The sequence below is a fragment of the Actinomycetospora sp. TBRC 11914 genome, assembly GCF_012933465.1.
In the GTDB taxonomy this organism is placed as follows: Bacteria; Actinomycetota; Actinomycetes; order Mycobacteriales; family Pseudonocardiaceae; genus Actinomycetospora.
In genome coordinates, this window is record NZ_JABBND010000009.1 from 1 (window position 1) to 11952 (window position 11952).

Below are 11952 nucleotides of genomic sequence, written 5' to 3' on the forward strand. Positions count from 1 at the left end.
TAGTGCTCACGAGCGCGTCAGCGCACCTTCCGAGGCGCCTTCTGGCACGTCGGGCACCAGTACGACGAGCGGTTCGTGAACGACGTCCGCACGATCGGCGTCCCGTCGCGCGGGCACGGCTCGTCCTCGCGCCCGTAGACCGCGAGGGAGCGCTCGAAGTAGCCCCGGTCGCCGTGGACGTCGACGTAGAGCGCGTCGAACGACGTCCCGCCCGCGGCCAGCGCCTCACCCATCACCTCGGCGGCCGCGTCCAGCACGCGCCGTCCCTCTGGCCGGGTCAGCGTCGCCGTCGGGCGCAGCGAGTGCAGCCTGGCCCGCCACAGCGCCTCGTCCGCGTAGATGTTGCCGATCCCCGACACCACCGTCTGGTCGAGCAGCGCCCGCTTCAGCTCGGTGCGCCGCCGGCGGTAGGCCCCGACGGCCGCCTCCCGGTCGAACCGCGGGTCCAGCGGGTCCCGGCCGATGTGGGCCACCAGCGCCGGCACCGTCTCGCCGTCGGACTCCGCGGTGTCGACGGCGGTGAGGCCGCCGAACGTCCGCTGGTCGACGAACCGCAGCTCCGAGCCCCCGTCGTCGAAGCGGACCCGCACCCGCAGATGGGTCTCGTCGGGCCGCTCGGCGGGCTGCACCAGCAGCTGCCCGCTCATCCCGAGGTGCGCGAGGACGGCACCGTCGGGCTCGCCGTCGCGGGTGAGGTCGAGCCACAGGAACTTCCCCCGCCGCCGCGCCGCCGCCAGCGTGCGGCCCGCGAGGCGGCTCGCGAGCTCCGGCGCCCCGCCGGGCTGGCGCCGCACCGCGCGCGGGTGCCGCACCTCGACGGAGGACACGGTGCGCCCGACCGCGTGGTCGGCCAGACCGCGGCGCACGACCTCGACCTCGGGCAGCTCGGGCAGGTCAGCCCGCCGAACCCGAGGAGTCGGGGTCCTCGCCCTGCAGCGCCTCGTAGGCCGCCTGCGCCGCCTTCTGCTCGGCGTCCTTCTTCGTCCGCCCCACCCCGACGCCGAGGTCGCGGTCGGCCACCACGGCCGTCGCGGTGAACTCCTTGGCGTGGTCCGGGCCCTCGTCGGTGATCCGGTACTCCGGCACGCCCCGCCCGGTGGCCGCGGTGAGCTCCTGCAGGCTGGTCTTCCAGTCCAGGCCGGCGCCCAGCCGCGGCGCCGCGTGCATCAGCTCGCCGAAGAGCCGCAGCACCAGCGCCCGGGACACGTCGATGCCGTGCTGGAGGTGCACCGCGCCGAGGATCGCCTCGACGGCGTCGCCGAGGATCGAGTCCTTGTCGCGGCCGCCGGTCATCTCCTCGCCGCGGCCCAGGTACACGAGCTCGCCGAGCCCGAGGGTGCGGGCGACGCCGGCCAGCGCGTGCATGTTGACCACGCTCGCGCGGAGCTTCGCCAGCTGCCCCTCGGGCAGGTCGGGGTGCTCGCGGTAGAGCCGCTCGGTGACCGCCACACCGAGCACCGAGTCGCCCAGGAACTCCAGGCGCTCGTTGGTGGGCAGCCCGCCCTTCTCGTAGGCGTAGGACCGGTGGGTCAGGGCGAGCGTCAGCAGCTCGGGGTCGACGTCGACCCCGAGCACCCGGCTCAGCCGTGCGGCCCGGTCCTCACCCACGGCGTCCGGGTGGGCTGCCGTGCGGTCTTCTCCGTCGCGTCCCGTCGAGGGCGCGGGCGCCGTCGGGGGCACCCCGGCGTCAGGCCGGGGTGACGGCCCGGCGGCCGGCGTACTGGCCGCAGTTCGGGCAGGCGACGTGCGGGGGCTTCGGCTTCCCGCAGGCCTTGTTCTGGCAGGCGACGAGCGTGGGCGCGGACGCCTTCCACTGCGAGCGGCGGGCGTGGGTGTTGGCGCGCGACATCCGGCGCTTGGGGACGGCCACGGTGGTTCGATCTCCTCAGGTATCTGTGCTGTCGCCGGCGAAACGCTCCTGCAGGGCGGCCCAGCGAGGATCGATTCTCTCACGCGCGGTCCCGGCGGGCACGAAGGCCCATGCCTGTTCGTCCGGGGAGGCCACGCCGGGGCAGTCCTCGCGGCACAGCGGAGCGTTCGGCAGCTCGAGGAGCACCGCGTCGCGCACGGCCGGCTCCAGGTCGATCTTCTCGTCGACGATGCGGCTGACGTCGTCGGAGTCGGTCGTCTCGTCGGTCACCGAGTCCGGGTAGGCGTACAGCTCGGTGAGGTCGACGTCGACGTGGTCGTGCACCGGCCCCAGGCACCGGGAGCACTCCCCGACGACGTCGGCGCTCACGCCGCCGCTCGCCAGGACGCCCTCGACGACGGACTCGAGGCGCAGGTCCAGGTGGATGGGCTCGCCGGCGGGCACGCCGATGACCTCGAGGCCGAAGTCGTCGGGCGCGGGCACGTCGCGCACCCAGGGCTTCATGGTGCCCGGGCGCCGCGAGATCTCGCGCAGGACGTCGATCGTCCACGGACTCGTGGGGTCGGGCGGCGTCGCCCTGTCCTGGGGGGTCTTCTCGACCGGGGTCTTGTCAGTAGTCATCTCGCCGCGTTCCAACGTGCTCGGCCGAGGGGCGTGTTCCCGACGGCGGCCGTCGTCTCCCGAGGGTACGGGGCGGGTTCAGGCGCTCGCGCGGTCGGACCAGCGGGCGCCGTCGCCGGCGTCGTCGTGCTGCCCCGCGGCCGCCCCGACCTGCCCGGTGCGCAGCTGGTGGCGGTGCCGGCCCACGGTGTCGAGCACCGACTCGAGGGTCTCGGTGAACTCGGCGAGCGCCGTGTCGACGTAGGAGTCGCAGTCGGTCCGGGCGCGGTGGGCGTCCTCGGCGGCGCGGTCCAGAATGCGGCCGGCCTCGTCGCGGGCGGCGTGCGTGACGGCGTGCTCGGACACCAGCCGCTGCTGCTCGGCGCGCCCGTCGGCGACGGCGCGGTCGTAGCTCTGCCGACCGGCCTCGGCCATGCGGTCGGCCTCCGCCGCGGCCCGGTCGGTGAGGTCGGCGTACTCGCGGCGCCCGCGCGAGACGACCCGCTCGGCCTCGTGCTCGGCCTCGGCGATCATCTGCTGGGCCTGCTCCCGGGCCTCGGCGAGGAGCCGCTCGGCCTCGGTCCGCGCCTCCTCGGTGGCCCGCGACGCCTGCTCGGTGGCCTCGGTGACCAGCTGGTCGCGGTGGTCGAGCACGTCCTGGGCGTCGTCGAGCTCGCCCGGGATGGCCTCGCGGACGTCGTCGAGCAGCTCGAGGACGTCCCCGCGCGGCACGACGCAGCTCGTCGTCATGGGGACCCCGCGAGCCTCCTCGCAGATGGTCACCAGTTCGTCGAGCGCCTCGAACACCCGGTACACGTCCGCCCACCTCCCGCCGTCACGATCGCTGTTCCAGTCTGCGACGCCCGTCCCCGCGGGCGGTGCATTCGGCGCGGGTCCGGCGTGTCGAGGAGCCCGGCCCTGCACGGGAGCAACGGCACATTCCCGCCACCCGACGCGAGGACGGCGCCACTCACTCGTGGCGGACCGTCAGCCCAGCTTCGTCCGCAGCGCGTCGAGGACGGCGGGGGTCAGGAACGCCGAGACGTCCCCGCCGCCCCGCGCGACCTCCTTGACCAGCGAGCTGGAGACGAACGTGTGCGCCGGGTCGGCGGTGAGGAAGACGGTGTCGACGCCGGTGAGGTGCCGGTTCATCTGCGCCATCGGCAGCTCGTAGGCGTAGTCGGTGTCCGAGCGCAGACCCTTGGCGATGACGCCGACGCCCTGCTCGCGGCACCAGTCGACGAGCAGGCCGGAGAAGGCCGCCGTCGTGACGTTCGGGAGGTCGCCGACCGCGCCGGCGATGAGGTCGCGGCGCTCGTCGACGGTGAACAGGCCCTGCTTGGCGGGGTTGACCGCCACCGCGACGACGACCTCGTCGAACATCGCCGCCGCCCGGCGGACCACGTCGACGTGCCCCAGGGTCATCGGGTCGAACGAGCCGGGGCACACCGCGCGCATGGCGGTGATCATGCCCGATCCGCGCCACGATGGGCGCCGTGGACCCCGGCCTGCTGCGCGACGACCTCGCCGCGCTCTACCCGCAGTTCGCCGTGACCGTCGCCCACGCCGGCCTCCTGCTCGCCCCGCCGACGGACGTCGAGCTGCTCGAGCTGGCGGCGATCGTCGCCGAGCCCGGCGGCATCGTCGAACCCGGGCGGGAGCGCGAGCTGCTCGGCTGGCCCACCGAGGGCGGCGCCGTCGCCGCCCGCCGGTTCCTCGAGTGGGCCTGGCGCCTGCGGGAGGTCCCGACGGCGGGTCGGTGGCGGCTGCCGCTCGCCGTCATCGAGGGCGGCCGGACCGTCGGGCTCGTGGTGCTCTCGCACGAGGTCGACCACCCCGCGGGGACCGTGCACACCTCGTCCTGGCTGGCGCGGGCCGAGCAGGGCCGGGGGCTCGGCCGGCGGGTGCGGCTCATGCTGCTCGAGCTGGCGTTCGGCCACCTCGGCGCGGTCCGCGCGGTCACCGGGGCCGCGGCGGGCAACACCGCCTCGCTGCGGGTCAGCACCCGGCTCGGCTACCGCGAGACCCACCGCGAGACCGGCTCCGTCGTCGAGGTCCACCTCGCGGTCACCCCCGGCGCCTGGCGCCGGCGGCGCCTCGCCGACGTCGTCGTCGAGGGGCTCGACGGGTTCCGCGAGGCGATCACTCCAGGGTGATCGTCCCGGTCACCGAGGGCGGGAGGCCGACCGCGCCCGCGGTGACCACGAGCTCGTCGGTCCCCGCCCCGCCGTCGTGGTCGGCCACCAGCGGCGTCCCCGCGAACGCGGGCCGGGTGAGCCGGTAGTCGAACCCGGTCACGGTGCGCCCGGCCCGGTGGCGGCGCGGGATCTCCAGCAGCATCAGCGCGAGCAGCGGCCCGTGGACGACGAGGCCGGGGTAGCCCTCGACGCCCGTCGCGTACGGGTGGTCGTAGTGGATGCGGTGGCTGTTGTAGGTCAGCGCGGAGACCCGGAAGAGCAGTGTCTCGTCGGGGTGCAGCGTCACCGCCTCGCTGCTCGTGGCCGGCGCCGCGGCCGCGGGCGTGTCGAACCCGATCCCCCGCGCCTGCCCGGGGGCCTGCGAGCGGTAGACCAGGTCCGAGTCCTCGGTGACGGCCACGTCACCGCCCGGCCCGGCCCGGAACTCGTCGCGCACGGTCACCAGCAGCATCTCCCCGCTGCGGCCGTGCTTGACGCGGGCGTCGACGAGCGTCGACGTCCGGGACAGCGCCTCCCCCACCCGCATCGGCCGGGCCACGCGCAGCCGGCCGCCCGCGAACATCCGGCGCCGTTGCGGCAGCGGCGGGAGGAAGTGCCCGTCCTCGATGTGGCCGTCCTCCGCGAGCTCGTCCGAGCGGGGCTGCTCCAGGAAGCCGAACCAGTGCCACAGCGGCGGCAGGTCGTCGCCCTCGCCGGCCACCGGCTCGAGGTCGAACAGCCCGCTCGCGGCGGCGACCGCCCACGGCGTCGTCGTCCCCGTCGTGGTCACCGGCTCCGGGGCCCAGCCGCGGATCGCGTCCTCGAGGTCCGTCACGGCCACGATCATGCTCCCCGGCCGGGGGTTCCGCGGCGTTCGGCGGCCCACCCGCTCGCCAGGTGCAGCGTGGTCTCCCCGTAGACCCGCGGCTCCTCCGGCGCGAGCGCCTCGGGCCAGGCGGGGGTGCGCGACCGGGAGTCCCGTTCGACGACGACGAGCGCCCCGGCCCCGAGCCACGGCGGCAGCGCGGCGAGCACCGCGTCGACCTCCGCCTCGGTGTCGGCGTACGGCGGGTCGACGAACACCAGGTCGACCGTGTCGGTGGCCCGCTTGAGGAAGGTGAGGACCGAGGCTCGGCGCACGAGCGCACCGGACAGGTGCGTCGTGCGCGCGTTGGTCTGGATGAACCCGCAGGCCCGGGGGTCGCGCTCGACGAGGGTCGCGGTGAGGGCGCCGCGGCTCAGTGCCTCGAGCCCGAGCGCGCCCGACCCGGCGTAGAGGTCGAGCACCGTCGCGTCCTCGAGCGCCCCGCGCGCCTCGAGCAGCGAGAACAGCGCCTCGCGGACCCGGTCCGACGTCGGCCGGACGCCGTGGGGCGGCACCGCGATCCGCACGCCGCCCGCCGTCCCCGCGACGATCCGGCTCACGAGGACAGCACGACGACCAGGTCGCCGCCCTCGACCTGCTGGACGGACCCGATCGCCAGCCGCTCGACCGTCCCGGCCCGCGGCGCGGTGATCGCCGCCTCCATCTTCATGGCCTCGATCGTGCCGACGGTGTCGCCGGCCGCGACCCGGTCGCCCTCGGCCACCCCGAGCGTCACCACCCCCGCGAACGGCGCCGCGACGTGGCCCGGGTCGGACCGGTCGGCCTTCTCGGCGACCTTGACGTCGGTGTCGACGGCGCGGTCGCGGACCTGCACCGGGCGCAGCTGCCCGTTGAGCGACATCAGCACGGTGCGCAGCCCGCGCGCGTCGGGCTCGGAGATCGCCTCGAGCGCGATCAGCAGCTGGACCCCGGGCTCGAGGTCGACCGCGTACTCCGTCTCCGGGCGCAGCCCGTAGAAGAACTCCTGGCTGCGCAGCACCGAGGTGTCGCCGTAGGTGTCGCGGTGCTCGCGGAACTCCCGGGTGGGCCCGGGGAAGAGCAGCGCGTTGAGCGTGGCGGCGCGGTCGGCCTCGAGGCCCTTGCGGTCGTCGTCGGAGAGGTCCGCCGGTCCCGGGCGCTCGGTACGTCCCTCCAGCGCGCGGGTGCGCAGCGGCTCGGGCCAGCCGCCGGGCGGGTCGCCGAGCTCGCCGCGCAGGAACCCGATCACCGAGTCGGGGATGTCGTAGCGCGACGGGTCGGCCTCGAACGCGGCCGGGTCCACGCCGGCGCCCACGAAGTGCAGCGCGAGGTCCCCGACGACCTTCGACGACGGCGTCACCTTCACCAGGTGCCCCAGCATCCGGTCGGCGGCGGCGTAGGCGTCCTCGACCTGCTCGAAGCGGTCGCCCAGCCCGAGCGCCACCGCCTGGGTGCGCAGGTTCGACAGCTGCCCGCCGGGGATCTCGTGGGTGTAGACCCGGCCGGTCGGCGACGTCAGGCCCGCCTCGAACGGCGCGTAGACCTTGCGGACCAGCTCCCAGTACGGCTCGAGGGCGTTGACGGCGTCCAGCGAGAGCCCGGTGGTGCGGTCGCTGTGGTCGGTGGCCGCGACGAGCGCGGACAGCGAGGGCTGCGACGTCGTGCCCGCCATCGAGGCGACGGCCGCGTCGACGGCGTCCACCCCGGCGTCGATCGCGGCGGTGAGCGTGGCCAGCTGGCCGCCCGCGGTGTCGTGGGTGTGCAGGTGCACGGGCAGGTCGAACCGCTCCCGCAGCGCCCCCACCAGCCGGCGCGCCGCCGGCGGGCGCAGCAGCCCGGCCATGTCCTTGATCGCGAGCACGTGCGCCCCGGCGTCGACGATCTGCTCGGCCAGGCGCAGGTAGTAGTCGAGGGTGTAGAGCCGCTCGGCCGGGTCGGAGAGGTCGCCGGTGTAGCAGAGCGCGACCTCGGCCACCGCCCCGCCGGACTGCCGCACCGCCTCGATCGCCGGGCGCATCTGCCCGACGTCGTTGAGGGCGTCGAAGATGCGGAAGACGTCGATCCCGACGCGGGCCGCCTCGGCGACGAAGGCGTCGGTCACCTCCGTCGGGTAGGGCGTGTAGCCCACGGTGTTCCGGCCGCGCAGCAGCATCTGCAGGCAGAGGTTCGGCACGGCCTCGCGCAGCCGGGCCAGCCGCTCCCACGGGTCCTCGGCGAGGAAGCGCAGCGCCACGTCGTAGGTCGCGCCGCCCCAGCACTCCAGCGAGAGCAGCTCGGGCGCGGTGCGGGCCACGTGGGGCGCGATCTCGACGAGGTCGCGGGTCCTCACCCGGGTGGCGAGCAGCGACTGGTGGGCGTCGCGGAAGGTGGTGTCGGTGACGAGGACGCCCGACTGCTCGCGCAGCCACGCCGCGAAGCCCTCCGGACCGAGCTCCCCCAGCCGCCGGCGGGACCCGTCGGGCGGAGCCGCCGTGAGGTCGACGGCCGGGAGCTTCTCGCGCGGGTCGACGAGGTCGGGCGGGGCGCCGTGCGGCTTGTTCACCGTGACGTCGGCGAGGTAGCTCATCAGCCGGGTACCGCGGTCGGCGGGCGCGCGGGCCGAGAGCAGGCCCGGGTGGTCGGCGATGAAGCTCGTCGTGACCCGGCCGTCGCGGAAGTCCGGGTCGTCGAGCAGCGCCATGAGGAACGGGATGTTCGTCGACACGCCCCGCACCCGGAACTCCGCGAGGGCTCGGCGCGCGCGCCTGACCGCCGTCGTGAAGTCGCGGCCGCGGCAGGTGACCTTGACCAGCAGCGAGTCGAAGTGGGCGCTGATCTGGGCGCCGGCGTAGGCCGTGCCCCCGTCGAGGCGGACGCCGGAGCCCGACGCCGAGCGGTAGGCCGAGATCATCCCGATGTCGGGGCGGAACTCGTTGGCGGGGTCCTCGGTGGTGATCCGGCACTGCAGCGCGAAGCCGTGCAGGGCCACCGCGTCCTGGGACAGGCCGAGGTCGGCGAGGGTCTCCCCCGAGGCGATCCGCATCTGGGCGGCGACGAGGTCGACGTCGGCGACCTCCTCGGTCACCGTGTGCTCGACCTGGATCCGCGGGTTCATCTCGATGAAGTGGTGGTGGCCGTCGCGGTCGAGCAGGAACTCGACGGTGCCGGCGTTGACGTAGCCGATCGCGGTGGCGAAGCGGACCGCGTCGGCGCAGATCCGCTCCCGCAGCTCCGGGGAGAGGTGGGGGGCGGGCGCGATCTCGACGACCTTCTGGTGACGACGCTGCACCGAGCAGTCGCGCTCGAAGAGGTGCATGACGTGGCCCTGCGCGTCGGCGAGGATCTGCACCTCGATGTGCCGCGGGTCGACCACCGCCTGCTCGAGGATCACCGTGGCGTCCCCGAACGCCGACGACGCCTCGTTCATCGCGGCCTGGAGGGCGTCGCGCAGGCCGCGCTCCTCCTCGACCAGGCGCATCCCGCGCCCGCCGCCGCCCGCGACCGCCTTGACGAAGAGCGGGAACGTCATCTCCCGCGCGGCGGCGAGCAGGGTGTCGACGTCGTCGGACGGGTCGGAGGAGTCGAGCACCGGGACGCCGGCCTCGCGGGCCGCCGCCACGGCCCGGTGCTTGTTCCCGGCCATCGCGAGCACGCGCGGCGGCGGGCCGATGAAGGTGATGCCGGCCTCGGCGCAGGCACCGGCGAGCTTCGGGTTCTCCGAGAGGAACCCGTAGCCGGGGTAGATCGCGTCGGCCCCGGCCTTCCGGGCGGCGCGGATCATCTCCTCGATCGAGAGGTACGCCCGGACCGGGTGGCCCGCCTCGCCGATCTGGTAGGCCTCGTCGGCCTTGAGCCGGTGCTCGGAGTTGCGGTCCTCGACGGGGAACACCGCCACCGTGGCGGCGCCGAGCTCGTAGGCGGCACGGAACCCCCGGATGGCGATCTCGCCGCGGTTGGCCACCAGCACCTTGCGGAACATCGACTCCACCCTCCGGGACCGGCCTCGCGACGTCGGGGAGCACCACCCTCCCCGCCCGGCGGGGTGGAGCGGGCGCGACGTTATCGCGGGTCCGGGTGCGCGGCCGTGGTCCTCGTCGCCCCGCGTGCGGTACCAAGGAGGAGTCACCCCGGCGAGGAGGGCACGCGATGGCTGCCGACACCGTTCCCCTGCGACGCTCCGCCGTGCCCTGGCTCTACGGCCTCGCGGCGCTGCTGACCGTGCTCGTCCCGGTGGTCCTCCTCGGCGTCTGGGTCGGCGGGGCCGGCATCGGCGCCGCGCTGTTCGCCGCGGTCGCGGACCTCGTCGCCGCCGTGATCGCCGCGGCCACGGCGACGGTGCTGCTCGCCCGGCGGGGCGTCCGGCGGGTGCGCGCGACGGTGCTCGGCCACCCCGACGGCCGCGCCGGGCGCCTGGCCGCGCACGGTGCGGCACGCTGGGTCCTCGCCCGCGACCGCTTCGCCGCCCTGCAGGCCGAGTACGCCCGGGCGGAGTCCGACCCGCACGAGATCGCCGCGCGCCCGGCCCTCCGCGACGTGTCGGTGCCCGCCACGGCCCGCTTCGTCGAGGCGCTCGGCGAGGCGCACGACCTCGCCACCCCGGGCGAGCCGGCCGACCCGCGCGACCGCGAGCGCTTCACGGCGGCGGTCGACCGGGCGGTGGCCGCGTGGGATGAGGCGTGCCGCACGGCCGACGCCCTGGCCGCCGCCACGGGGCCCGTGGTCACGGGACCGCCGGTCACGCCGCGGCCCACCCTCGCCCCCGGCACCGCGGGCCGGCCTCGGTCAGCGGGGAGCGACGAGTACGGGGCGGCCGCCCAGGCGGTCCGCGCCGCGGCCGCGCGCGGGGTGCGTGACCTGCGGGAACGGTTGCGGGCCTGACGCCGCGCACCCGGTCAGCGGCACGATGATGCGCTGAGTAGTGCTGTGCGCTAGCTCACTTCACCCGATCGAACCCGATTGGGGAGGCCGTCGTTGGGACATCCTCTCGGGAACGGGCGCCGCGACGAGCGGGGCCTGACGAGAGACCATCGGTGTATGGGAGCTGGGGAGCGTCCGTCCACCGAGCAAGGCCCGGGGTTCCCTTTCGGGGAGGGAGCCCCGGGCCGTTCTCGTGTGTGGGGCCGTTCCGGTGGCCGGGTCGTGCCGGCCGGTGCGCGGTGCGGTCTCAGGCGACCCGGCGGGCGCCGACCGCGTTCTTCTCGATCTTCGACAGCGGCGTGTACTTGACGTCCTCGCCGCTGTTCGGCGCTTCGATGACCTTGCCGTTGCCGACGTACATGACGACGTGGCTCACGGGGCTGTAGAGGAAGATCAGGTCGCCGGGCTTGAGGTCGTCCATCGAGACCTCCTCGCCGACCTGCGACTGCGCGGCCGAGGTGCGCGGGAGGTCCTTGCCGGCCTGCTCGAAGGCGTACTGCATGAGCCCGGAGCAGTCGAAGGAGTTCGGGCCGGTGGCGCCCCAGACGTAGGGCTTGCCGAGCTTCGACTCCGCGGCGTCGATCGCGTCGGCGGCGATCGACGACGGCTGGTCCGCGGCGGGCTTCGCGGCCGGCTCGGGCGCGGCGGCAGCATGGCGGGCGGACGCGGCGACCGTCTTGTACTGCGGCGCCTCGACGTGCGACGCGGCCGGGACGACCGGCATCACGGTGGTGACCGAGGGGGCCTGCACCTGGTGCGAGGCGCCCTGCAGCGACAGGTTGCTGGACGCGAGGCTCGTCGGGAGCGCGACCTCGCCGGTGGTGGCGGGCTCGTCGCTCGGGAGGAGGCCGTGGGCGGCGGCGCCGCCCGCGCCGGCGAGGGCGCCGAGGGCGGCGAGCGAGAGGCCCGCGGTGCGCGCGGCGCGGTTCAGCGGCGCCGGGCCCGGGCGCTGGTCGCGCCGCGGCTGCGGGCCACCGGGACGGGGACCCCGGGGGCCGACCGGGCGGCCGTCGCCGGGGGCGCCGTGCGCGGCGCGGCCGGTCCACTCCTGCGGGATCGGCCCGAGCGAGCCCGTCGTCGCGGCGTCGGGCGCGCGGTGGCGCCCGGCGGGAACAGGCCTGACCGGAGGAAGGACAGCGGTCATGCGGGGTCTCCTCACCCGACGGCGACCGGACGAGGACGGCACGCGACCGTTCCCTGGTCGGCCCGACCGCTGGGGAGTGCTGCGGGCCGACGATCTCCGTCCCGTCCTGGACGTCCACGCGCTCCGGGGAGGCCGCCGAACGGGAGTCGGGCGAAACGGCCGAGCGCATCGGCACGCTGTTGCGGACCGACCGCCAGACCGTAACCGAACCGTGACCGGTGTGGCCCGGGCAGGACCTGGGTGTCGCGCCCGGAGGTCGCCCCCGCGCGGTGATCGGCGAGCGCCCCGTACCCGGATGGTCACCCGCTGTTCGCCCCGGCGACCGCGCGCGGCGCGCCGCCCGTCGGCCGTCCGGACCGCTCGACCCCCGTGGGAGCCGTTCGGGGGCGGTCGGTGGACCGTTCAGAGCCGTGCCGGGCCG

12 protein-coding genes are annotated in these 11952 nt (G+C 75.4%); 2 read left to right on the plus strand and 10 right to left on the minus strand.

The features are described 5' to 3' along the window. Positions 1-17: 17 nt before the first annotated feature. From mutM to coaD, 6 genes are all read right to left on the minus strand, one after another. Positions 18-893 (minus strand): bifunctional DNA-formamidopyrimidine glycosylase/DNA-(apurinic or apyrimidinic site) lyase, encoded by an 876-nt coding sequence (gene mutM, locus HH311_RS15205; RefSeq protein ID WP_169184709.1) that lies wholly within the window; start codon positions 891-893, stop codon positions 18-20. 1 nt (position 894) lies between these two features. Next, positions 895-1608 carry a ribonuclease III gene (gene rnc / locus HH311_RS15210; protein ID WP_169184527.1) on the minus strand — a complete coding sequence of 238 codons (714 nt, stop codon included), beginning with the start codon at positions 1606-1608 and terminating at the stop codon, positions 895-897. Between the two features lie 79 nt (positions 1609-1687). Next, on the minus strand, positions 1688-1870 hold the full coding sequence (gene rpmF, locus HH311_RS15215; protein WP_169184528.1) for a 50S ribosomal protein L32: 183 nt from the start codon (positions 1868-1870) through the stop codon (positions 1688-1690). 15 nt (positions 1871-1885) lie between these two features. After that, entirely contained in the window at positions 1886-2491 is a 606-nt protein-coding gene (locus HH311_RS15220; RefSeq protein ID WP_169184529.1) for a DUF177 domain-containing protein, read from the minus strand. 78 nt (positions 2492-2569) lie between these two features. Beyond that, positions 2570-3286, minus strand: coding sequence for a DivIVA domain-containing protein (locus tag HH311_RS15225; RefSeq protein ID WP_169184530.1), 717 nt, complete (start codon positions 3284-3286; stop codon positions 2570-2572). 171 nt (positions 3287-3457) lie between these two features. Beyond that, a complete protein-coding gene (coaD, locus tag HH311_RS15230) occupies positions 3458-3940 on the minus strand; it encodes a pantetheine-phosphate adenylyltransferase (RefSeq protein ID WP_248292632.1) in 483 nt (160 codons plus the stop codon). A 26-nt stretch (positions 3941-3966) separates the two neighbouring features. Between coaD and HH311_RS15235 the strand changes: the two genes are divergently transcribed. Then, positions 3967-4626, plus strand: coding sequence for a GNAT family N-acetyltransferase (locus tag HH311_RS15235; protein WP_169184531.1), 660 nt, complete (start codon positions 3967-3969; stop codon positions 4624-4626). Here the strand turns inward: HH311_RS15235 and HH311_RS15240 are convergent. From HH311_RS15240 to HH311_RS15250, 3 genes are read right to left on the minus strand one after another with little or no spacing between them, the layout of a single operon-like run. Further along, complete coding sequence (locus tag HH311_RS15240) at positions 4613-5482, minus strand: MaoC family dehydratase N-terminal domain-containing protein (protein ID WP_169184532.1); 870 nt, start codon at positions 5480-5482, stop codon at positions 4613-4615. The genes HH311_RS15235 and HH311_RS15240 overlap by 14 nt on opposite strands. Positions 5483-5490: 8 nt before the next feature. Further along, the gene (gene rsmD, locus HH311_RS15245) at positions 5491-6072 is read right to left on the minus strand and encodes a 16S rRNA (guanine(966)-N(2))-methyltransferase RsmD (protein ID WP_169184533.1); all 582 of its coding nucleotides are present in this window, start codon (positions 6070-6072) and stop codon (positions 5491-5493) included. Next, the gene (locus HH311_RS15250) at positions 6069-9449 is read right to left on the minus strand and encodes a pyruvate carboxylase (RefSeq protein ID WP_169184534.1); all 3381 of its coding nucleotides are present in this window, start codon (positions 9447-9449) and stop codon (positions 6069-6071) included. Before HH311_RS15250 ends, rsmD begins: the two co-directional genes overlap by 4 nt. A gap of 167 nt (positions 9450-9616) precedes the next feature. On the opposite strand from HH311_RS15250, the gene HH311_RS15255 reads away from it, so the two are divergent. Then, entirely contained in the window at positions 9617-10348 is a 732-nt protein-coding gene (locus HH311_RS15255) for a hypothetical protein (RefSeq protein ID WP_169184535.1), read from the plus strand. 286 nt (positions 10349-10634) lie between these two features. On the opposite strand, the gene HH311_RS15260 is transcribed toward HH311_RS15255, so the two are convergent. Further along, complete coding sequence (locus HH311_RS15260; protein ID WP_169184536.1) at positions 10635-11531, minus strand: C40 family peptidase; 897 nt, start codon at positions 11529-11531, stop codon at positions 10635-10637. Between the last annotated feature and the right edge of the window lie 421 nt (positions 11532-11952).